The sequence below is a fragment of the Streptomyces scabiei 87.22 genome (genome assembly GCF_000091305.1).
GTDB classification, from domain to species: Bacteria; Actinomycetota; Actinomycetes; order Streptomycetales; family Streptomycetaceae; genus Streptomyces; species Streptomyces scabiei.
This window is the reverse complement of record NC_013929.1, coordinates 5,985,049-6,005,944: the sequence shown is the minus strand read 5'-3', so window position 1 is coordinate 6,005,944 and position 20,896 is coordinate 5,985,049. Positions and strand designations below refer to the sequence as shown.

The 20,896-nt window shown below is 71.5% G+C and carries 17 protein-coding genes; 3 read left to right on the top strand and 14 right to left on the bottom strand.

The annotated features are described in order from the left end of the window. Window positions 1–59: 59 nt before the first annotated feature. From SCAB_RS25795 to SCAB_RS25780, 4 genes are all read right to left on the bottom strand, one after another. Window positions 60–2,144: a glycosyltransferase family 4 protein gene (locus SCAB_RS25795; RefSeq protein ID WP_013003022.1), complete on the bottom strand. Its 2,085-nt coding sequence runs from the start codon at window positions 2,142–2,144 to the stop codon at window positions 60–62. Window positions 2,145–2,611: 467 nt separating this feature from the next. Next, window positions 2,612–3,475 (bottom strand): PaaX family transcriptional regulator, encoded by an 864-nt coding sequence (locus SCAB_RS25790; RefSeq protein ID WP_037724991.1) that lies wholly within the window; start codon window positions 3,473–3,475, stop codon window positions 2,612–2,614. A gap of 169 nt (window positions 3,476–3,644) precedes the next feature. Further along, window positions 3,645–5,015, bottom strand: coding sequence for an MFS transporter (locus SCAB_RS25785; RefSeq protein ID WP_013003020.1), 1,371 nt, complete (start codon window positions 5,013–5,015; stop codon window positions 3,645–3,647). A gap of 129 nt (window positions 5,016–5,144) precedes the next feature. Next, window positions 5,145–5,960, bottom strand: coding sequence for a trans-aconitate 2-methyltransferase (locus tag SCAB_RS25780; RefSeq protein WP_013003019.1), 816 nt, complete (start codon window positions 5,958–5,960; stop codon window positions 5,145–5,147). A gap of 134 nt (window positions 5,961–6,094) precedes the next feature. Between SCAB_RS25780 and SCAB_RS25775 the strand changes: the two genes are divergently transcribed. Beyond that, entirely contained in the window at window positions 6,095–6,592 is a 498-nt protein-coding gene (locus SCAB_RS25775; protein ID WP_013003018.1) for a MarR family winged helix-turn-helix transcriptional regulator, read from the top strand. Here SCAB_RS25775 and SCAB_RS25770 read toward each other — a convergent pair. Continuing rightward, on the bottom strand, window positions 6,551–7,327 hold the full coding sequence (locus tag SCAB_RS25770) for a LuxR C-terminal-related transcriptional regulator (protein ID WP_037724993.1): 777 nt from the start codon (window positions 7,325–7,327) through the stop codon (window positions 6,551–6,553). The two genes, SCAB_RS25775 and SCAB_RS25770, sit on opposite strands and share 42 nt — an antisense overlap. A gap of 249 nt (window positions 7,328–7,576) precedes the next feature. Here SCAB_RS25770 and SCAB_RS25765 point away from each other — a divergent pair, with 249 nt between their 5' ends. Then, the gene (locus tag SCAB_RS25765; RefSeq protein ID WP_173403006.1) at window positions 7,577–8,032 is read left to right on the top strand and encodes a GNAT family N-acetyltransferase; all 456 of its coding nucleotides are present in this window, start codon (window positions 7,577–7,579) and stop codon (window positions 8,030–8,032) included. Between the two features lie 2 nt (window positions 8,033–8,034). Here the strand turns inward: SCAB_RS25765 and galK are convergent, their stop codons facing one another. The 7 genes from galK to SCAB_RS25730 form a co-directional block, all read right to left on the bottom strand. Then, window positions 8,035–9,195: a galactokinase gene (galK, locus tag SCAB_RS25760; RefSeq protein WP_013003015.1), complete on the bottom strand. Its 1,161-nt coding sequence runs from the start codon at window positions 9,193–9,195 to the stop codon at window positions 8,035–8,037. 100 nt (window positions 9,196–9,295) lie between these two features. Then, window positions 9,296–10,258 (bottom strand): UDP-glucose 4-epimerase GalE, encoded by a 963-nt coding sequence (gene galE / locus SCAB_RS25755; protein ID WP_013003014.1) that lies wholly within the window; start codon window positions 10,256–10,258, stop codon window positions 9,296–9,298. After that, window positions 10,255–11,316, bottom strand: coding sequence for a galactose-1-phosphate uridylyltransferase (gene galT / locus SCAB_RS25750; RefSeq protein WP_013003013.1), 1,062 nt, complete (start codon window positions 11,314–11,316; stop codon window positions 10,255–10,257). Before galT ends, galE begins: the two co-directional genes overlap by 4 nt. A 184-nt stretch (window positions 11,317–11,500) precedes the next feature. Continuing rightward, entirely contained in the window at window positions 11,501–14,884 is a 3,384-nt protein-coding gene (locus SCAB_RS25745) for a S8 family peptidase (protein WP_013003012.1), read from the bottom strand. Window positions 14,885–14,977: 93 nt separating this feature from the next. Then, the gene (locus SCAB_RS25740; RefSeq protein WP_013003011.1) at window positions 14,978–15,988 is read right to left on the bottom strand and encodes an ABC-2 transporter permease; all 1,011 of its coding nucleotides are present in this window, start codon (window positions 15,986–15,988) and stop codon (window positions 14,978–14,980) included. Next, window positions 15,985–16,932, bottom strand: a complete 948-nt coding sequence (locus tag SCAB_RS25735; protein ID WP_013003010.1) for an ABC transporter ATP-binding protein — start codon at window positions 16,930–16,932, stop codon at window positions 15,985–15,987. The genes SCAB_RS25740 and SCAB_RS25735 overlap by 4 nt, the downstream gene beginning before the upstream one ends. Further along, window positions 16,929–17,441 (bottom strand): GntR family transcriptional regulator, encoded by a 513-nt coding sequence (locus SCAB_RS25730; RefSeq protein ID WP_013003009.1) that lies wholly within the window; start codon window positions 17,439–17,441, stop codon window positions 16,929–16,931. The genes SCAB_RS25735 and SCAB_RS25730 overlap by 4 nt, the downstream gene beginning before the upstream one ends. A gap of 361 nt (window positions 17,442–17,802) precedes the next feature. Between SCAB_RS25730 and SCAB_RS46535 the strand changes: the two genes are divergently transcribed. Beyond that, complete coding sequence (locus SCAB_RS46535; RefSeq protein ID WP_231885129.1) at window positions 17,803–17,913, top strand: DUF397 domain-containing protein; 111 nt, start codon at window positions 17,803–17,805, stop codon at window positions 17,911–17,913. Between the two features lie 32 nt (window positions 17,914–17,945). Here SCAB_RS46535 and SCAB_RS25725 read toward each other — a convergent pair whose 3' ends face one another. Together SCAB_RS25725 and SCAB_RS25720 are read right to left on the bottom strand one after the other, a co-directional pair. Next, window positions 17,946–18,629 (bottom strand): helix-turn-helix transcriptional regulator, encoded by a 684-nt coding sequence (locus SCAB_RS25725; RefSeq protein WP_078580189.1) that lies wholly within the window; start codon window positions 18,627–18,629, stop codon window positions 17,946–17,948. Window positions 18,630–18,902: 273 nt separating this feature from the next. After that, entirely contained in the window at window positions 18,903–20,870 is a 1,968-nt protein-coding gene (locus SCAB_RS25720) for an outer membrane protein assembly factor BamB family protein (protein ID WP_013003006.1), read from the bottom strand. Window positions 20,871–20,896: the final 26 nt, after the last annotated feature.

The window sequence follows — 20,896 nt, the reverse complement described above, 5'->3', positions numbered from 1 at the left end:
GCTGCGCGAGAAGCCCCACCGGGCCGCACCCGCCGACGAACCCCCGCGCCCCCGCGCCGTCAGGCGCCCTCGCTCACATCCTTCGCGCTGAGCGCCAGCTCGTTGCGCACCGTGAAGTACGGCCGCACCCGGGTCCGCCCCCGCTCCGCGTGCGGGAACACCCGCCCCGGCACCAGGTCGGTCTTGCGCCGCTCCACCACGTCGCCGCCGATCCGCCCCACCGGCACACCCGCCACCCGCAGGTCCCACAGGTCGTGCTCGACCGCGCGCCGGGCCATGATCTCGCCGTACGGAACGGTGAACCGCACCACCCGTTCCCCGACGGCACGGGCGACGACGGTGAAGTCGTAGGCGGTGTCGGTCCGGGAGACGGCCCGGACCTCGGCCCCCTCCTGTACGGCGTCGGCGTCCCCGTACAGCGTCGCGGTGACGGTCACCGACTCCTCGCCGACCTCGACGGTGTCGATCTCCGCGTGGGCGGGCCGCAGCCATGTCCGCAGCGCGAGGAACCCGTCGGCGGTCGGGTAGGGGATCCACGCCCCCACACCGTCCCGGCCGGCGCTCGGTGGGCGCCCGACGAGCGCGGCCTGCTCGACCAGCCGTGCGGTCAGCCGCAGCCGCTTGGTCGTGCCGCGCGGCACGACGTAACAGTCCCAGCGGCCCTCGGCGAGGGTGTGCTCCGTGGGGCGGAACACCGCCTGCACCACGGTGTCCGGCGCGTCGGCGCTCGGCAGGACCGGCACGCCGATCTGCCGTTCGCCGGGGTCGCGGCGGAGCCGGGCGACGAAGTCGAGCGGCCCGGCCGGCAGCTCCGCAGGGTCCAGCCGGACGACGAGACCGCCGTCGCCGGTGGCGCGGGCGTGCGCGGACGGGGTGGCAGCGCTCCCCCCGGTTCCGTCGGCGGGCGTGTCCCGCACGCGGCGCGAGCGGACGGCCCGGGCGGCCCGCACGGCGAGCCGTCCCAGCCGGGCGGCACCGTCCCGGCGGCGGCTCCGCGCGCCGGTCAGTTCCTCGAAGAGGTCCTCGTAGCGGCGGGCGACGGCGGCGGGCGCGTACGTTTCGGCCTTGGTGAGCGCCTCCTTGCCGAGCCGTTCGCGCAGGGTCTCGTCGCCGACGACGCGGTTCAGGGCGTCGGCGTAGGCGTCGACGTCCCCGTCGAGCGGGACGAGGATGCCGTCCCGGCCGTCGGTGATGATCTCGCCGGGGCCGTGCGGGCAGTCGGTGGCGACGACGGGCACCCCGCAGTGCATGGCCTCGACGATGGTCATGCCGAAGGACTCCATGTCGGAGGAGACGGCGGCGACGGCGCCCTTGGCCCACTCGGTCTCGATCGGTGAGACCGCCCCCATGAGGAAGACCCGGTCGTGCAGCCCGAGCCGGTCGATCTGCTCGCGCAGGTTCTCCTTCTGCGGGCCGCGTCCGTAGATGCGCAGGGTCCAGCCGGGGTGGTCGGCGGCCACCTTGGCGAAGGCGTTCACCAGCCGGTCGTACCGCTTGATGGGGATGAGCCGGCCGGCGGCGACGATGACCCGGGAGTCGAGGGTGGAGCGTTCGACGGCGCCGGCCCGGACGCCGTTGGGCACGCACACGATGGTGGTGCCGACGTCGGGCAGGGCGGCGCGGTACTGGGCGGCGTCGGCCTCGGAGACGGTGACGTAGGCGTCCAGTCCGGCGATGGCCCTCGTCTGGTCGGTGCGCAGCGGTTCGCGGTACTGGTCGAGGCTCAGGTGCTCCTGGCCGACGCGGAGGTAGCGGTGGCGGCCGTCGCGGGCGAGGTAGCCGTTGAGGTCCGGGCGGGTGGCGATGACCACGTCGGCCTCGGTGTGGGCGAGGAAGCCGCCGATGCGTGCGTCCTGGAGCCCGGTGTAGGGCAGGTTCCCGGTGGCCCCGCTGTACGGGAACATCGTGCCGGGCCGCTCGGTGAGCGGGTGGTCGCCCTCGTAGCCGGCGGTTCCTTCCCGCAGGTCGATCAGCGAGGTCAGCCGGACGCGCGGATCGAACGTGAGTGCCGGTTCGGCGCGGGAGCGGTGGACGCTGACGACCTCGACGTCGTGCCGGTCGGCGAACGCGGCCGAGAGGTTGGCCGTCGAGCGGATGGTGCCACCGATACCGAAGGCGTTGTTGATCAGAAAAGCGATCTTCATATGTGGTTCCCCTGGAAACCGCCCGGGCGCGGGCGGCATCGCGCCGGTCGGTCAGGGAATGCGCGCGGGCACGGCTGTCATATGGTCGGAGATCGACGAATGAGCGATGGGACGAAGAATGAGTGAATGAATGAACGGGTGAATGTACGAACGAACAGGCGCAGCGGAAATCGACCGGACGCCCCGAAAGCGCGTCACACGGTGAAATCCCCGCCGGACGGCGAAAAGCCTATGCGGCGCGCGTCCCGATTCTCGTCAAACGCGCCGGGTGGCTCGGCAGATCATCGTGACCCCGGATTCGCCTGGTCACGGACGACTCCCCTGCCGGGCCGGTCAGGCAGATGCGAGAGGGGAGAAGAGGAAAAGCGGGCCGAGAATATGTTCACCAGAAAGGAGAACCGCAGAATAATCCCGGACACGCGCGCACCGGAGATTACCGGCCGCCAACTCATCGGATGATGTGCGTGCTAATGATTTTCGAGCGGGGCGGGTCGCAGCGGAGTCGTCTCCAGGACGTCGGCCGCCATCCGTGCGGCCGGCTCCGCGGTGTGTGCGGCGATACGCCGGAACGTGTCCTGGGCCTGTCGCGCGGGCCATTCGGCGGGCAGATGCCGCACGGGCAGGCGCGGGTCGGTGCGAATGACACGCAGCCATTCGGCGACGAGCCGCAGCCGGGTGGCGATCGGGTCGGCGGCGGTGAGATCGGCGGTGGTCCAGCGCTTGTCGAAGGCGACGTAGCGCGCGGCCAGTCCCTCCAGGTCCCAGCTCTCGCGGATCATCTGGCCGACATCGGTGAACGCGTCTGCCTGCGCGTGGAACACCTTCACATGCGCGTCCAGACCCAGCTCGGAGACGATCCTCCGCACGTCCACCCGGCCGGGCGCGATCCACAGGCCGCTGTAGAGGGCGCCGAATCCGGACCAGGTGAGCCGGGAGCGCAGATCGTGCCGCTGGCGCTGCCAGGACTCGGGGAGGGAGAAGCCGAGGAGGGTCCAGGTGCCGTCCCAGTCCTCGTTCACGGCGCCGTCGCGCCAGATGCGCTGTCCGCCGTCGCGCAGGATGTCCCCCGCGTGCGGGGTGAGCCCGAAGAACATCTTCCGGCCCTCCCGCTGCCGCCGCAGCAGCCCCCGGTTCACCATCCGCGTCAGCGTGGACCGAACGGCCTGCTCTCCCGTGCCGACCCGCCCCAGCACGTCGATGATGCTCCCCGAGTACACCCCGAGGTCGCCTTCCTCCAGGTCGAGCACGTGATTACCGAAGAAGGAGAGCACCAACGACTGCGGCCGCAACTGCGCACCGGCGACATCGACTTCCAGGATCACGTCCTCCACAGCGGTAAGGGTACGGGGGCTGCGCGGGCCTGGTCAGCGTGCTGCGTCCGGCACAGGCGCCCCGAAAGGGGCGCGGGGAACTGCGCGAGAGGCCCCACCGGACCCGCAGCCGAACACCCGCGCTTCACCCCCCGCCCCGAAGCCCGGCCGCGCCCCACCGCATCCACCCCTACGAAGCCACCCCCTCCTTCGCCGCCCCCTCCCGGAGGGACACCTCGCCCAGTGAGTCCCGGTGGGTCTCGCGGACGAACCACACGGTCGCGGCGGTGATCGCCGAACCCCCGCAGATCAGCAACGAGATCGGCGTACTGGATCCCCCATTGGCCGCCACCAGACTCCCCGCGATCATCGGCGAGAACCCGGCACCGATCAGCGTGGCGAGCTGGTACCCGAGGGACGCCCCCGTGTAGCGCACCTTCGTCCCGAACATCTCGGTGAGCAGCGCCCCCAGCGGCCCGTACATCACGGACTGGGCGAACCCGTGGCCGAGGACGACCGCGAGGATCAGCAGGCCGGGCGACCCGGAGTCCACCAGCGCAAGCACGGGGAAGGCGAGCGCGACGGAGGCGACGGCTCCGGCGAGGACGACGGGCCGGCGGCCGACCCGGTCGGAGAGCGCCGACGCGCACGGCAGCACGACCAGGGCGACGGACGCGGAGACGGTGAGCGCGGTGAGGACCTGCGGCCGGGGGTAACCGATCCCGGTGGCGTACGCGATCAGGTAGCTGGTCAGCAGCGACTGTGCCGTGAACGCGCCGATGCCGACACACGCGGCCAGCACCAGCGCCCGCGGCCGGCGCAGCACGTCCACGATCGGCAGCCGCGCCTCGGTCCGGTCCTTCTTCACCTGGGCGAAGAGCGGACTCTCGACGACCTTCAGCCGGACGAAGAGGCCGACGCCGAGCAGGACGACGCTGAGCAGGAACGGCACACGCCAGCCCCACGCGGTGAACTCGTCGCGGGGCATGGCGACGACGAAGGTCACGACGAGCGAGGAGAGCAGGGAGCCGAGCGGGGCTCCCATCTGCGTGAAGCTGGACCACAGTCCGCGCCGCTTCTCGCCGGCGTGTTCGACGACCATCAGGGTGGCCCCGCCCCATTCGCCGCCGATGGCGATGCCCTGGAGGACGCGCAGGGTGATCAGGAGGACGGGGGCCCAGACGCCGATGGTGTCGTAGGTGGGCAGCAGGCCGATGAGGAAGCTGGCGCCGCCCATCAGGCCCATGGTCAGCAGCAGCATGGACTTGCGGCCGAGCCGGTCGCCGAAGTGCCCGAAGACGATGCCGCCGAGGGGGCGGGCCACGTATCCGGCGGCGAACGTGCCGAACGCGGCGATCGTGCCGACGGCCGGGTCGGCGCCCGGGAAGAACAGTTCGCCGAAGACGAGCGCGGCGACGGTGCCGTAGACGAGGAAGTCGTAGAACTCGACGGCCGTACCGAGCAGCCCGGACAGCGCGACGCGGCGCAACTGCGCGGTGCGCAGAGCCTGTTCGGGCTGTCCGGGCTGTTCGGCGGAGGTGGGGAGGGGGGACGGGGGCATGCGGTTCTCCCTGGAGCGAGGGGGGACGAGGGAGGGAACATTCGCGAAGGTAGGCGCGCATCTATCCGCCGTCAATATTTTGCACAACATCGACTTCGACGACGCGCCCCCGCCCCACCGCCCGGAACCTCAGACCGCCTCCGGCTTGCGGGCGACGGCGAAGATGCGGCGGAACGGGAACGGGGTGCCGTGGGCGGTGGCCGGATAGGCCGCACGGAGGGCCGTCCGGTACTCGGCGACGAACGGCTCGGCGTCCGCGCCCAGTTCGGTGAGGACCGGTCGCAGACCCGTACCCCTCACCCAGTCGAGCACCGGGTCCTCGCCCTGGAGGAGGTGGACGTACGTCGTCTCCCAGGCGTCGGCCTCGCAGCCCAGGTCGGCGAGGGCGGCGAGGTAGCCCGCCGGGGTGTGGACCGCGTCCTCGTGCCGCAGCGTGTCGCCGAGCCGGTCCTTCCAGCGGGCGGAGTGGGCGAGTTCGCGCATGAGGCGATGACTGGGCGAGTCGAAGTTGCCGGGGACCTGGAAGGCGAGGGTGCCGCCGGGGGCGAGGGCGTCTACCCAGGCGGGGAAACGGTCGAGATGCCCGGGCACCCACTGGAACGTGGCGTTGCCGACGATCAGGTCGTACGGCTCCCCGGGCACCCAGGTACGGACGTCGGCCGGGGTGAAGTCGATGCGGCCGCCGCCCGGGGTGGGCCCCTCGTGGTCGACGTGGGCCCGGTCGAGCATCTCGGGCGAGTTGTCGTACCCGGTGATGTGCGCGGTGGGCCAGCGGTCGGCGAGGAGGCGGGTGACGTTGCCGGGGCCGCAGCCGAGGTCGGCGATGCGCGGGTGCGCGGCGGGCGGGTCGGGGACGTGGGCGAGCAGGTCGACGAAGGCGCGGGCGCGGTGGCCGGCGTGCCGCAGGTACTGCTGGGGGTCCCAGGTGGGGCTGTTCGCGGGCATGGGGGTACCTCCTCGTGGATCCGTGTCGAAGCGTCCTCACTCTCACGGGCAATTATCTTGAAGTCAAGAGACTTGCGTCTAATCCTCTCGATATCAAGAGACTTCACGTCGACACAACCACTACACTGATCGTCATGGAGGACGAGGTCGATCGGCTGGTCGCAGCGTGGCGCCGGGAGCGCCCCGACCTCGACGTGGAGCCGCTGGAAGTACTCAGCCGGGTGAGCAGACTCGCCCGGCATCTGGACCGCGCGCGCAGGCTGGCGTTCGCCGAGCATCAGCTGGAGCCGTGGGAGTTCGACGTGCTGACCGCGCTGAGGCGTGCGGGGGACCCGTATCAGCTCTCGCCGGGCCAGCTGCTGACGCAGACGCTGGTGACCTCGGGCACGATGACGAACCGGATCGACCGGCTGACGAAGAAGGGCCTGGTCGAGCGGCTGCCCGATCCCAGTGACCGCCGGGGCGTGCTCGTCCGGCTCACGGACGAGGGCCGGGACCGCGCCGACCAGGCGCTCGCCGGGCTCCTCGACCAGGAACGGGCGATCCTGGCCGAGCTGTCCCGCGCCCAGCGGGGCGACCTGGCGGGCCTGCTACGCCAGTTGACCGCCCCGTTCGACAACATCCCCGGCTAGGTCCACCGGCCCGACCCCCGCCCGGCGTGCGAGCGCGACGGCGGCGAGCGTGGAGTGGACGCCGAGCTTGCCGAGGACGTTCTGCATATGCGTGCGGACGGTGTGCGGGGAGAGGAACAGGCGCTCGGCGACGGCCTTGCGCCCCAGCCCCGCCACCATGCACCGCAGCACTTCGCGCTCACGCGGGGTGAGGGACTCGACGAGCCGCTCACTCTCCGTGCGGTGCTTGCGCGCGGCGGTCAACTCCCGCAGGACACCCGTGAGCAGGGCGGGCGGCAGATGCGTCTCGTCCCGCAGCACGCCCCGGATGACCGTGAGCAGCCGGGACAGCGAGCAGTCCTTGGCGACCCACCCGGACGCGCCCGCCTGGAGGGCCAGCGCGGCCCGGCGCGGATCGTCCTTCTCGGCGAGGACGACCGTCCGTACGCTCGGCTGGCCCGAACGTACGCCCGCGACCAGCGATATCCCGTCCACCAGGCCGTCCTCGCCGCCGTCCGAGACGGCCACGGGCACGGCGGCCGGGCGGGCGCCGGGGGCGTGGGCTCCCAGGTCGGCGTCGACCAGGAGCACGTCGAACCTGCGTCCCTCGGCCGCCGCGCGGTCCAGGCAGCGCAGCGCGGCGGGGCCGCTGCCCGCCGCGGACACGTCGACGTCCGGCTCGGCGGCCAGGGCCGCGGCGAGCGACTCGGCGAAGATACGGTGGTCGTCGACGACCAGTACTCGGATGCGCACCACAGAAACCCCCACTGGTCGGGGGACGACCGGCGCGAGTACGGCGCCCGAAGCGTGCCCCGGTGAACACCTGGGACGGGGCGTCGCAGCCGCACGGCCGCCGCCGTGCTGAACCGCTACCCCCGCTCCGGGCGTCGTACCCGACTGTCTCGCCCCCTGATCAGCACCGGCCCCCACCGGCGCTGTCCATCAGGGTAAGGCCGGGGAGCAGGAGCGGAAGGTAATTTGCAGAACTGTTTGTCCGACGCGTTTATGGTGTGCCACATGTTTCGCATCGAGACAGAAGTCGACAGAGAACGAAGGCAATTACTGCTTTCCCGGCTGCGCGCCAGTAACGTCGCCGCCTCGCCGGTCCTCCGCGACCTGCGCGGGACCCCCGGTGAACGGGAGTCCCCGCTCCAGGTGTGGGCCCTGGACGAGGCGGGCGAGGTCGCCGGCGGGCTGGTCGGCCACACCTGGGCCACCTGGCTGCACATCACCTATCTGTGGGTCGACGAACGCCACCGCGGCGAGGGCCTCGGCTCGCGGCTGCTGGTGACGGCCGAACGGATCGCCGTCCGCGACCGGGCCTGCCGCTCCGTCCGCCTGGAGACCTGGGACTTCCAGGCCCCGGAGTTCTACAAGCGGCTCGGCTACGAGGTGGTGTGCGTGATCCCCGACTATCCGCCGGGGATCACCGAGTACACGCTGACGAAAAGGATCGGCTGAGGTCAGGAGAGCCGTCGGGCTCCCGCCGACGGCACCGCCGCGAAGACCCGGGGGGCGGTGAGACCGGCGGCGGCGAAGGCCTCCTCGACCGACTTGGCGACCGCGTCCGCGTCGCTCTCCTCGACGAGGACGATCGCGGAGCCGCCGAAGCCGCCGCCGGTCATCCGGGCACCGAGGGCGCCCGCGCCCAGCGCGGTGTCGACGACGAGGTCCAGTTCGGGGCAGGAGATGCGGAAGTCGTCGCGCAGCGAGGCGTGACCCTCGACGAGGACGGGCCCGATCGCCCTGGTCTCGCCCGACTCCAGCAGGGAGACCACGCGTTCGACGCGCTGGTCCTCCGTCACCACGTGGCGGACCAGGCGGCGGACCTCCTCCTCGTCGCCGAGGCGGTCGAGGGCCGCGTCCAGCTCGTCGTAGGCGACGTCCCGCAGCGCGTCGACGCCGAGCAGGGCGGCGCCCTTCTCGCAGCCGGCGCGGCGCTTGCCGTACTCCCCCTCGCTGTGGGAGTGCTTGACCTGGGTGTCGACGACGAGGAGCCGCATGCCCTCGGCGGCCAGGTCGAAGGGGATCTGCCGCTGGGAGAGGTCCCGGGTGTCGAGGAACAGGGCGTGGCCGCTCTCGCAGCAGGCGGAGGCCGTCTGGTCCATGATCCCGGTCGGGGCGCCGACGTAGACGTTCTCCGCGCGCTGGCACAGGCGGGCCAGCTGCCAGCCCTTGAGGCCGAGGTCGTAGAGGTCGTTGAGCGCGAGGGCGACGACCACTTCCAGGGCCGCCGAGGAGGACAGGCCCGCGCCCGTGGGGACCGTCGAGGTGAGGTGGATGTCGGCGCCGGTGACGGCCGTGTGGCCGGCCTCGCGCAGCGCCCAGACGACACCGGAGGGGTACGCGGTCCAGCCGCGGTCGGCCTCGGGGGTGAGCCCGTCGAGGGTCAGCTCGACCACGCCGCCCTCGACGTCGTCGGAGTGCAGGCGCAGCAGGCCGTCCGTGCGCCGGGACACCGCCGCGATCGTGGTGTGCGGGAGGGCGAAGGGCATGACGAAGCCGTCGTTGTAGTCGGTGTGCTCGCCGATGAGGTTCACCCGGCCCGGCGCGGCCCACACTCCCTCCGGCTCCGCCCCGTACAGCTCCTCGAACCGCTCGGCGACGACGACAGCCTCGCTCATCCCGTGACCCTGACCTTTCCGTACTCAACAGACGAACTGGCTCGGCCGAGGAACTGGCCGAGCCGGCACACTACTTGGCGCCCCTGCGGGCGGACCCGTCCTACTCGGCGTGCGCCTGCGCGAACCGCCAGGCGTCCGCGACGATCCCGGCGAGGTCCGCGCGGGACGGGTTCCAGCCGAGGCGTGCGCGGGCCGTGTCGGCGGAGGCGACCAGGGTCGCCGGGTCGCCGGCGCGGCGCGGGGCGACGACCTCGGGGATCGGGTGGCCGGTGACCTGCCGGACGGTCTCGATCACTTCGCGCACCGAGAAGCCGTTGCCGTTGCCGAGGTTGCAGATGAGGTGCTCGCCGGGGCGCGCGGCGTCCAGCGCCAGCAGGTGGGCGTCGGCGAGGTCGGCGACGTGGATGTAGTCGCGGACGCAGGTGCCGTCGGGGGTCGGGTAGTCGTCGCCGAAGACGGAGATCGCGTCCCGGCGGCCCTGCGCGACCTGGAGCACCAGCGGGATGAGGTGCGACTCGGGGTCGTGGCGCTCGCCGCAGGTGCCGTAGGCGCCGGCCACGTTGAAGTAGCGCAGCGAGACGGCGCCCAGGCCGTGGGCGGCGGCCTCGCCGGTGATCATGTGGTCGACGGCCAGCTTGGAGGCGCCGTAGGGGTTGGTCGGCCTCGTGGGCGCGGACTCGACGATCGGGGTGGTCTCCGGCTCGCCGTAGGTGGCGGCCGTGGAGGAGAAGACCAGCTTGCGCACGCCGGCCTCGCGCATGGCGGCGAGCAGTGCCATGGTGCCGCCGACGTTGTTGTCCCAGTACTTCTCGGGCTTCACGACCGACTCGCCGACCTGGGAGAACGCGGCGAAGTGCAGGACGGCGTCGAAGGAGTCGTCGAGCCACTTGGCGGCGTCGCGGATGTCGCCCTCGATGAAGGACGCGCCGGCGGGCACGCCCTCGCGGAAGCCGGTCGAGAGGTTGTCGAGGACGACGACCTCGTGGCCCGCCTCCAGCAGGTGCTGGGCGACCACGCTGCCGACATAGCCCGCGCCACCGGTAACCAGGTACTTGCCGCTCATGAACTCGCTACCTCTCGCAGTCGCTCGGCCGCGCGCTCCGGCGGCACGTCGTTGATGAACACGTTCATGCCGGATTCGGAACCCGCGAGGAACTTCAGCTTGCCGGAGGTGCGGCGGATGGTGAAAAGCTCGAGGTGGAGCGCGAAGTCCTCGCGCTGGACGCCCTCGAAGTCCTCCAGCGTGCCGAACGGGGCCTGGTGCCAGGCCGCGATGTACGGGGTCGGAGGCTCACCCTCGCCGAAGATCCGGTCGAAGCGCCTCAAGAGTTCCAGATAGACCTGGGGGAATTCTGTGCGGGCGTCCTCGTCGAGCGCGAGCAGGTCGGGCACGCGGCGCTTGGGGTACAGGTGGATCTCGTACGGCCAGTGCGCCGCGTACGGCACGAAGGCGGCCCAGTGCTCGGTCTCCAGGACCATCCGCTCGCCGGCCAGCTCGCTCCGCAGGACGGCGTCGAAGAGGTTCTCGCCGCCGGTGGCGTCCTTGTGGGCCGCGAGGGAGCGCAGCATCAGCGCGGTGCGGGGTGTGGTGAAGGGGTAGCCGTAGATCTGCCCGTGCGGGTGGCCGAGGGTCACGCCTATCTCGGCGCCGCGATTCTCGAAGCAGAACACTTGCTCGACGGAGGGGAGGTGCGACAGCTCCGCCGTGCGGTCGGTCCACGCGTCCAGGACGAGACGGGCCTGTTCGTCGGTGAGGTCGGCGAAGGAGGCGTTGTGGTCCGAGGTGAAGCAGACGACCTCGCAGCGGCCGGAGTCGCCGGCCAGTGACGGGAAGCGGTTCTCGAACACCACGGCGTCGTACGACGAGTCCGGGATCTCGCTGAGCCGGTCGCCCTCGGAGGGGCAGAGCGGACATTCGTTCGCCGGGGGGTGGTAGATGCGGCCCTGCCGGTGCGAGGCGATCGCGACCGAGTCGCCGAGCAGCGGGTCCCGGCGCACCTCCGACGTGGTGACGGTGCGCTCCAGGGGTCGCTTGTCCACCGCGTCGCGCACCGTGTCGTCGCGCAGGTCGTAGTAGATCAGCTCACGACCGTCGGCCAGCCGGGTCGAGGTCTTCTTCACGCCGGACTCCCCATCCCACCCATCAAACAGAACCAAACACATCAAAGCACAGGTTCCGACGTTCGTCACCATCACAAACAAACAAAGATCACCAGATCCCGACTATCATGCTTCGCCGCCGATCCGGCGCGAAGCAGTCGGCCCCCGCCGGTTGCCCGGCGGGGGCCGACTGCTTCGTTCTCGTCTACTTGGTGGTGCGGTAGGCCCGGTGGACGGTCTGGGTCAGGGTGTTGCCGTCGGCGTCGGTGAGGGCGACCCGAAGGGAGACGGGGCCCGGCGTGGCGGGGCTGCGCAGCTTGAGCAGCTTGCCGTCGACGGCGGTGGCCTTCTTCCAGGTCCTGCCGTCGTCGTAGGAGACGGTGAAGGCCAGCTTGCGCAGCGTGGTGGCCTCGGTGGCCGCGCCCTGGAGGCTGAAGGGCACGGTGAGGGTCGTACCGGCCTTGGCGGTGCTGGCCGTCGACAGCTTGGGCGTGTAGCGGACGACGGTCAGCGGGAGCCGCTCGGGGGTGTCACCGGAGACGTGGGCCGAGGCGAAGGTCCAGGTGGCGGTCGTCCGGGTGCTGACCGCGAACCGTGCCGGGTCACGGGAGACGTCCACGGCGAGCTTGTACGTGCGCTTGCCCGCGGGGACCGTGTACGAGTCGCCGTTCAGCGGGGCGTTCACGGCGAAGATCTTCTTGCCGTCGGCGTGGAGCGAGCTCCTGGCCTTGGTGTGGTCGGAGCTTCCCAGGTTGCCGAGGCCGTCGGAGAACAGCGGGAGGTACGCCGCGAAGGTGTCGCCGACGCGTACCGCTTCGGGCCGGTCGAGGACGGCCGAGAGGGGGCCCGAGGGAAGGGACGGGCCGAAGACGCCGACGTTGAACCGCTGGGTGTGGGCCTTGCCCGCCGCGTACGCCCTGGGGATGCCGGCCTGCGTGCTCTCCCACGTCGGCTCCCCCTCGGCGTCGGGGGCGCCGTACTGGGATGCCTGGTAGAACCACTTGATTCCGTTGGGCAGCACGTAGTCGGTGCCGGTCAGCGGCAGACGGCCCGCGGTCGTGTACGGGTTGTAGAAGCCGCCGTACATCAGCGGTGCGGCGGCGATGGTCGTCGTCCTGCCCTTGACGGGCGTACCGACGACGACCTTGACCTTGGTGAGCTGGGCCCGCTCGACGTTCTTGGTGAAGCCGGACAGATCACCCGTACGGTTCCAGGCCAGCCGGTAGTTGACGGACTTGTGGGTCCAGATGCCGTGGTACATCGCGGACACCTCGGCGGCCGGCGCCGGCGCACCGAGCTGTCCGACGCGGATGCTTCCGAAGGAGGGGGCGTCGTAGACGGAGGTGTACGGCTTGTCGTCGACGTCGACGTGGAAGAAGAACATGGCGCCCGCGGGCCTGGCCGCGCCGTCCGGCACGGTGATCCTGACGGGCTTCGTCTTCCGGGCGTCCATGACCAGGGTCGTGTCCTTGGTCAGCGCGAACTTCGGGTGCAGCAGCACGGCCCCTCCGGTGCCGTCGGTGCGGAGCAGGCCTTCCAGGGCGTAACGCCCCTTCGGCAGACGGATGGTGACCTCGCCGTCCTTCTCGTCGGAGGCGTCCGTCCAGATGTCGTTGTCCAGGCCGTAGATACCCGTCGAGGCGTCGCCGAGGGGCTTGCCCTTGAGGTCGAGGTGCTTGAGGGTCAGGTCGTACGACTCGACCTCGCGGACCACGCCCAGGGAGGTGCGCGCGGTCGTCGTGCCGTCGGCGGTGGTGGCGGTCAGCGAGCCTCCGAAGCTGCCTTCGGCCGTTCCCACGCGGGTGTCGGCGGTCACGGTGGCGCTCGCCTCACCGCCCGCCGGGACGGTGAGCCGCTGCGGCGAGACGGTGAACAGGCCCTCGGCCGCCGGTTTTCCGTCGTTGCCGTAGGCCTCGGTGGCCAGGTCGAGGGTGACCGGCTCGGTGCCCGCGTTGCGGTAGGTGACGTCCTTGGTGACCGGCCGGTCGTCGGTGTGGGGGTACGTCTGTGTCCCGAAGCCCAGCGCGGTCGGACTGCTGGTGAGCTGCTGGGTGATCGCCCTGGCGACGTCCACCCGGCCGGTGCCCTGTGTGTATGCGGAGGTGGCGGCGGTCGGCTTCGCGGAGGCGGTGAGAGCGGCCTTGATCTGCGGGCCGGTCCAGTCCGGGTGCTGCTGCGCCAGGATCGCGGCGGCGCCCGCCACGTGCGGGGTCGCCATCGACGTACCGCTCAGGGAGACGTAGCCGTCGGCGGCGGGGTCGCCCATGTCGCCTTCGGCGGCCTCGGCGGCGACGATGTCCACGCCCGGCGCGGTGACATCGGGCTTGAGGAAGCCGTCGGCCGTGGGGCCGCGGCTGGAGAACTCGGCGATGGCGTCCCGGCGGTCGACCGCGCCGACGGTGAGCGCGGCGGCCGCGCTGCCGGGCGTGCCGATGGTGCCCTCTCCCGGGCCCTCGTTGCCGGCGGCTATGACGAACAGGGCGCCGGAACGGGCCGACAGGTCGTTGACGGCCTGCTCCACGGGGTCGATGCCGGGGCGGTCCTCCCCGCCCAGGCTCATGTTGACGACCTTGGCGCCCTGCGCGACGGCCCACTGCATGCCCGCGATGACGCCGGAGTCGTCGCCCTCGCCTGAGTCGTCGAGCACCTTGCCGACCAGGAGCCGGGCGCCGGGCGCGACGCCCGCGTACTTCGCGCCCGTGGGGGACGCGGCACCGGAGCCCGCGATCGTCGAGGCCACATGGGTGCCGTGGCCCGCGCGGTCGACGGTGTCGGCGGCGGCGGAGAAGTTCTTCGCCTCGCCGACCCTGCCCTTGAGGTCCGGGTGCGTGGCGTCGATGCCGGTGTCGAGCACGGCGACCTTGACGCCCTTGCCGTCGAATCCCGCCGCGTGTGCCGCGGGCGCGCCGATCTGCGGCACGCTCCTGTCCAGGGTCGCCCTCACCTTCCCGTCCAGCCAGATCTTCCTGACCTTCGCGGAGCCGGTGCCGCTGGTGAGGGTCTCCCACAGTCCCGCGCCCTCGGACTTACGGGCGCGTACGGCGTCGCCGTTGATGCTCGGCAGGTCCCGCCGGACGGTCGCGCCCGCGCTGCGGAACGTACTCGCCGACAGGGACGTGCCCTTGTCATAGGTGACGATCAGCGGCAGGTCGGAGCGGCGGGCGTCGTCGTAGCGCGAACTCACCAGGTGTGTCACGTCGAACAGCCGCCGGTCGGCGGTCCCGTTCGCGAGCAGCGGTTCGGCGTCGCGCGGCAGGACGTACGCGTGGCCCGCGGCCTGCTGGACGCGGAAGGCCATCCCCTCGCGGCCCTCGGCGGCCGTCACGCCGGTCACCTTGCCCTCGGCGTCGAGGGTGACCCGGTCGCCGGTGACGAGGGTGACGGTCCTGGCGGGGGTGCCGGCCTGGGGCTCCGGTGGGGCGGCCTCGGCGCTGTCGGACGTGCTCACCAGCAGCCCGGCGCCGAGCGCCGCCGCCAGGGCGGCCGCCAGCGGGACGGTGGTGACCGCTCGTTTCCTGCGTTTGTGCGACTTCAACTCGGGCCTTTCGACATGGTTCATGGCGATGTGCTCGCCGAATCGGGGCAGCATCGGGACGCGGCGGAGCGACGCTGTGGCCGCTCGGCCGCGTACGGAGTGACGACTGCGAGGAGGATCGGGTCGGACGAGGCGCTCGGACGGATGTCAGACGAGGCGCTTGCGACCCCAGAGGATGACGAACGCCGCGATGCCGGCGGTCAGGGCCAGCAGGATCGAGGCGCCGAGCCACTGCATGGCGGACATCTGGGAGAACGGGATGTAGTCGACCGACCAGCCGACGACCTGCGCCTTGTCCAGGCAGGCGTCGCGGGCCTTCTCCGTCGCCTCGGCGCAGCTGCCCCAGCCGATGAGGTCACCGGAGGCGGTGAGGTAGGACTCGTCCAGGACGTGGGCGTTGCCGGGCAGGTGGGGTGAGGAGTTGTCACCGACACCGTTGTGGGTGGTGACCGTGACGACGTTCCCGAGGGACGTCCGCACGTACGACCACACCACCTGCAGCGCGACGGCGAAGCCCAGGGTGACGACCATGGACAGCAGGGTCCGGCGCAGCAGCATGCCGATCGCCACGCCACCGACGACGGTGAGCAGGGTGAGCGCCACGGGCACGGGTCCGCTGTTGTCGAATCCACCGGCTTCGGCCCAGTTCAGGACGTAGGACGTCGACTTGACCGGCGACCACCACCAGGTGAACGCGGCGGAGACCGCCGTGGCGCACACCACGACCACGAGCGCGGTCATACCGAGCTTGGTGGCGAGCCAGCGGACGCGGCTCACGGACTGCGCGTTGATCAGCTTGGCGGTGCCGCTCTCCAGGTCGCCGGCGAGCAGAGGCCCGCCGAGGAGGACACCGACCACGACGGGCAGGAGCCCGAGCAGACCGGCGGCCGCATTGAGCGGCTTCTGGTCGAACTTGCCCTCCCAGCCGGACTTGAGGTCGGGATAGCCGTACCCGTCGAGGTACGTGATCATCTGCTGGCGCTGGTAGACGATCACCGCGACCGTGACCGCGGTGGCGGCCAGCAGCGTCCAGTAGGCGGCGCGGTGCTGACGCCAGACGAGCCAGTTCATGCCGCTGAGCCGGAGGCCACGGCCACGGCCGGCGTCCGCGGCGGCGGAGTCGTAGGAGGTGCTGCCGGTGCTGGTCATCGTGCTCATGCCGCCACCGCCTGCGGGGCGACGTAGGAACTGGGGCTGATCAGCGGCGGGGCCTCGGGCGAGCGCAGATAGGCGAGCAGGAGCTCCTCCAGGTTCGGGATGCTCGCCTCCCACGGGCCGCCGGTGACCGGTCCGTCGGGGCGTATCAGCGAGGTGAACTGCCGTCCGCTGGTGCGGGTCTCGACCACGGTGTGGTACGCCAGCTCCGGAGGCGTCCGCCCGTCGGAATGGACCCCGGTCAGCACGGCGTGGGAGGTGCGCAGTTCGTCGACCTCACCGGCCAGACGCAGCCCGCCGTCCGCGATGACCAGCAGGTAGTCGCAGGTGTTCTCCAGTTCGGCGAGCATGTGGGTGGACATCAGCACGGTGGTGCCGCGCTCGGTGGCCTCGGCCAGCAGGGTGCCCATCAGCTCGTGGCGGACCAGCGGGTCGAGGTCGGACATCGGCTCGTCGAGGAGCAGCAGGTCGGGACGCTTGCCGAAGGAGACGGCGAAGGCCACCCTGGTGCGCTGGCCGCCGGAGAGTGTGCCGATCTTCGCGTCGAAGGGCACGTTGCCCGCGCGGACGATGTCCTCGGCGGCCCGCTGGTCCCAGCCGGGGTTCAGCTCTCGTCCCATCCGCAGGGTCTCTGCGACGGTGAAGCGCCGGAACAGGGGCTTCTCCTGGGCGAGGAACGCGGTTCGCCGAGTGGCCTCCGCCGACTCCGGGGCCGCGCCGAACACGCGCAGGGTGCCGGTGGTCGGCTCCAGCAGGTTGGCGGCGATGGCCATCAGCGTGGTCTTTCCGGCCCCGTTGGGACCGACCAGTCCGCAGATCCGCCCGGCCGGCAGCCGGAAGGAGCAGTCCCGCAGCGCCCAGCCCCGGCGGTACTTCCGGCCCACCCCGCGGGCTTCTATCGCGGACGTGTCCGCCGGCCCCCCGTAGCCCGTCTCATAGCTCGTCATGCGTGTCCCCTCGTCCCCGTCGTTCCTGTGGTTCCTGTGGTTCCTGTGGTTCCAGCTGGTGTGGTGGCTCCTGCGGGTCCCACCGGTCCCGTCGGTCCCGTGTGCTCGGCGGCAGGCCCGGTCCCGGCGTACCGCTCCTCCATCACCGACGTGACCAGAGCGGTCACGTCGTCCTGTTCGAGACCCGCCTCGCGGGCCCGGTCCATCCAGCTCTGCAGCTCGCCGCGCAGCAGCGAATCCACCGCCGCCTGCGGACGGGCCAGCGACTGACTCACGAACGTCCCCAGCCCCGGCCGCGCTTCGACCAGCCCCTCGCGCTCCAGCTCGCGGTACGCCTTGAGCGTGGTGTTGGGGTTGACCGCGGAGGTCTGGGCCACCGACTTGGCCGTGGGCAACTGGTCGCCGGGCCCGAGTACGCCGAGCCGCAGCGCCTGCTTGGTCTGCTGAACAATCTGCTGATAGGCGGCGACCCCGCTCCGCCTGTCGATGCGGAACTCCAACGCCTTCACCACCAATTCACTAGTCGACTAGTGATTTGATGATGGAGCACACATCGCGAACCTGTCAAAGCCCACAGGTCGGGGTGCCGGTGAGGGCGCGAGGGAAGCCGTCGCGCACGGCGAGGGGGGGCAACACCAGGAGGACCGGCGGATGTTCAGGGGCCGGGTCAGGTCTGTCGTCGTCGAACAGCGGAGGAGGGGCCGTACGACCGGCGAGGCCCAGTCCGGCAGACCGAAACGGAGGGGCCGAGGAGCACGGCCTACAGGGGCGGGCCGGCCACCGAGCCGGACGCGGCATCGCGTGACGCTCCCCCGGCACGGCCTTCATCGGCGCCGAGGCCCGACGCGGCGCACGCGAACGGGAGAAGCTGTGTCACTCACCCCCGGCGGGTGGCGGAAGTCGACGTTCTCCGACGGCGGCGAAGGCGACACCCGCGTCGAACTCGCCGCCTCCCCCACGCCCGCCTCCCCCGCGCCATGAGCGATGGCAGGCCCCGCGCGCCGGGTGGGTGATCAGGGTTCCGGGTGCGGGACCGGGCCCGCCCGGTCCAGGAGGCCCGTGCGGGCGGCCAGGGCGGCCGCCTCCAGGCGGGAGCCCACCCCCAGCTTCATCAGCACCCGCTGCACGTGCGTGCGGGCCGTCGACGGGGCGATGCCCATGCCCGCCGCGATGAGGCGGGTGTCCTCGCCGTCCGCGACCCGCACCAGGACCTCGACCTCCCGCGGAGTCAGCATCTGGAGCAGCCGCTGACCCTCGTCGTCCGGCTGGGCCGCCGGGTTCAGCAGCTCGCCGAACGCGCTCTGCAGCAGTTGCGGCGCCACCGCCGCCTCGCCCGCGCGGGCCTTCATGATGGCCCGCTCGACCCCTTCGATGCGCTCGTCGTGCCGCACGTAGCCGGAGGCCCCCGCGGCGAACGCGGCCGCGATGCCACGCGGGTTGGGTACCGGGCCCAGCACCAGCACCGCCACCTGCGGGCGTTCACGCTTGATCTTCACCACCGGGTCGAACATCCCCGGCTTGGCGGGTGTCGCCGTCCCGAGCAGGCACACCTCGGGTGCCCTCGTGATCACCAGATCCGCCGCGCCCGCGGCCGGCGCCGTCGCCGCGAGCACCCGGTGCCCGCGCAGCTTCAACGCCGAGGCCAGCGCCTCGGCCAGCAGTCGGTGATCGTCGACCACCATGAGCCGGACTCCCATCGAGCCACCCCACCCCCCAGTCCCCCCAGATGGTTGCCAACTATGGCCGCCCACTGGTCCTCACGGACAGAAGCCCCCCGACTTCACCGTCGGCTCCCCGCTCTTCATGCCCCCGGAAGCTACACGCTTGTTCGACGTTGCGCTCCCCCTACCGGAGAGAAGTGCCCGGATTACCGAAATTCCCTCCCATTCGAGAGGGATGAGGGATACGTGCACGGCCCCGCCCCTGAGCTGGGGCGGGGCCGACGACGGAGATCGAGGGGGCGCGTGGGGTTACTTCACCCCGAAGCCGAGCGCCGTGTACTCCTTCTCGTCCTTCGAATAAGGCTTGCTGACCAGTTCCGAGCCGATGAACCACCGTCCGTCGGTGTAGAGCATCTCGCTCAGCGTGGGCGTCATCCCGCTGATCGCGCGGAGCACCGACTCGGAGGACGGGGTCTCCAGGAGCTTGGTCTGCTTCAGCGTCTTGCCGTCGATGGAGACGATCTGGGCGCCCTTGTCGTACGGGCCGTCCTTGTAGGCGATGATGTTCGGCCCGTCCATCCGGATCGGGAACAGGTCGTAGTCGTCGCCCGCGTCGACCCGGTCGCCGGTGGACTTCCCCGTGGCCAGCGAGAAGGAGACGATCTCGTTGGTGGAGCTGTACGCGCCGGTGCCGTCGTGGTTCCTGGTCGGCATGTACACCTTGTCGTTGCCGACGTAGATGCCCCGGCAGGCCCAGACACCGCGGACCGGGCACTCGTAGTCGTACTTCTTGTCCGGGACGGAGATCTTGGCGCGCAGCTTGCCGCTGTCGTCGAGCGAGAAGATGTCCGTCGTGCCGTTCAGCGGGATGTCACTGCCGGTCACCACGCCGAAGACCACCGGCTTGGTGGAGATGATCTTGGCGCGCTGGATGCCGGAGGGCACCTTGTAGGTCCACTTGACGCTGCCCGACTTCGGGTCGAGCAGCTGGATCTGGAAGGTCTCGCTGCCGTAGTCGCCGCACTTGCGGACCGCGATCAGCTGGGCGCCGCCCGCGTAACCCTCGTCGGTGCACTCGCCGACCTTGGGCGACCACAGCACCTTGCCGGAGTTGACGTCGAACGCGGCGCCGCCGCCGTAGCCGCCGGCCGCCGCGACCGTCGTGCCGGAGATGGTGACCTCGCCGAACGGCACCTTCTCGCCGCTGGTGTCGGCGCTCTTGGTCCACACCTCCTTGCCGGTCTCGACGTTGAACGCGGTGACCTCGGTGCAGGGCTGGCGGTCGTCGTTGTTCTTGCGCTTGGCCGACTCGGTCACCACGACGGCGATGCCCTCGGTGGTGATCTCACGGGAGCCCGCGCAGGTCTGACCAGTGAGGTCCAGCGTCCACTTGGTCTTGCCGGTGTCCGGCTCGTAGCCGACGATCTTGTTCAGCGCGGACTTGGCGTACGTGGTCTTCGTCAGCCAGGAGCCCTTGACGCTGTCGATGGTCAGCTTTTCCTTGACCTCGTGCGCGGGCACCTGGAAGAGGATCTTCGCGGCGGCGCTGCTCGGCGCCTTCTCCTGCGCCTCGGTCGGCACCTCCACGCCGCCGGACGAGGAGCCGCCGGCCGACGACGAACCGCCGTCGTCGCCCTTGGTGTCGTCCTTGCCGCCGGTCGTGCCCTCCGAGCTGGCGGTGTCCTTCTTGCCGCTGTCGTCGCCCCCGCTGGTGGAGGTGTAGAGGACACCGCCGCCGACGATCAGCGCGATGGCCACGACCGCCGCCGTGATGATGATCGCCGTGGTGTTGACCTTCTTCTTGCCGGCCGGCTGTCCCATCTGCGGGTGCATCGCCATGGTCGGCGGCTGGTAACCGTAGGGGCCGGGCGGCGGCTGCTGGCCGTACGGGCCGGGCTGCGGCTGGCCGTACGGACCCTGCTGGCCGGGGTAGCCGTAGCCGGGCTGCGGCGGGGGCGTCTGCGGGTAGCCGTAGCCGGGGCCCTGCGCGGGCGGGGGGCCCTGCGGGGGCTGGGCCGGGGGCGGGGCCTGCTGGGCCGGGGGTGCCTGCGGGTAGCCGTAGCCCGGGCCCGGCGCGGGAGGGCCCTGCGGCGGGGGTGTCGGGGCGCCGAACCCGCCGGCCGGCGGGGGTGTGGGCGCGCCGAAGCCGCCCTGCGGCGGGGTGCCCTGCGGGGGCTGAGCGGGCGGCTGCCCCTTGTCCAGCGACGGGGGCTCGGCGGGCGGCTGGTTCGGGGGCTGACCCGGCGGCTGGTTCGGCGGGGGCGGCGGCTGCGTCATGACGTGAATACCTCGAAGCGGATAGC

Excerpts from the sequence above, each read along its gene's own strand:
- SCAB_RS25795 (WP_013003022.1), bottom strand. The coding sequence starts at position 2,144 with ATGAAGATCGCTTTTCTGATCAACAACGCCTTCGGTATCGGTGGCACC.
- SCAB_RS25785 (WP_013003020.1), bottom strand. The coding sequence starts at position 5,015 with ATGCCCCCGTCCCCCCTCCCCACCTCCGCCGAACAGCCCGGACAGCCC.
- SCAB_RS25780 (WP_013003019.1), bottom strand. The coding sequence starts at position 5,960 with ATGCCCGCGAACAGCCCCACCTGGGACCCCCAGCAGTACCTGCGGCAC.
- SCAB_RS25775 (WP_013003018.1), top strand. The coding sequence starts at position 6,095 with ATGGAGGACGAGGTCGATCGGCTGGTCGCAGCGTGGCGCCGGGAGCGC.
- SCAB_RS25765 (WP_173403006.1), top strand. The coding sequence starts at position 7,577 with ATGGTGTGCCACATGTTTCGCATCGAGACAGAAGTCGACAGAGAACGA.
- galK (WP_013003015.1), bottom strand. The coding sequence starts at position 9,195 with ATGAGCGAGGCTGTCGTCGTCGCCGAGCGGTTCGAGGAGCTGTACGGG.
- galE (WP_013003014.1), bottom strand. The coding sequence starts at position 10,258 with ATGAGCGGCAAGTACCTGGTTACCGGTGGCGCGGGCTATGTCGGCAGC.
- SCAB_RS25745 (WP_013003012.1), bottom strand. The coding sequence starts at position 14,884 with ATGCTGCCCCGATTCGGCGAGCACATCGCCATGAACCATGTCGAAAGG.
- SCAB_RS25740 (WP_013003011.1), bottom strand. The coding sequence starts at position 15,988 with ATGAGCACGATGACCAGCACCGGCAGCACCTCCTACGACTCCGCCGCC.
- SCAB_RS25735 (WP_013003010.1), bottom strand. The coding sequence starts at position 16,932 with ATGACGAGCTATGAGACGGGCTACGGGGGGCCGGCGGACACGTCCGCG.
- SCAB_RS25725 (WP_078580189.1), bottom strand. The coding sequence starts at position 18,629 with ATGGGAGTCCGGCTCATGGTGGTCGACGATCACCGACTGCTGGCCGAG.
- SCAB_RS25720 (WP_013003006.1), bottom strand. The coding sequence starts at position 20,870 with ATGACGCAGCCGCCGCCCCCGCCGAACCAGCCGCCGGGTCAGCCCCCG.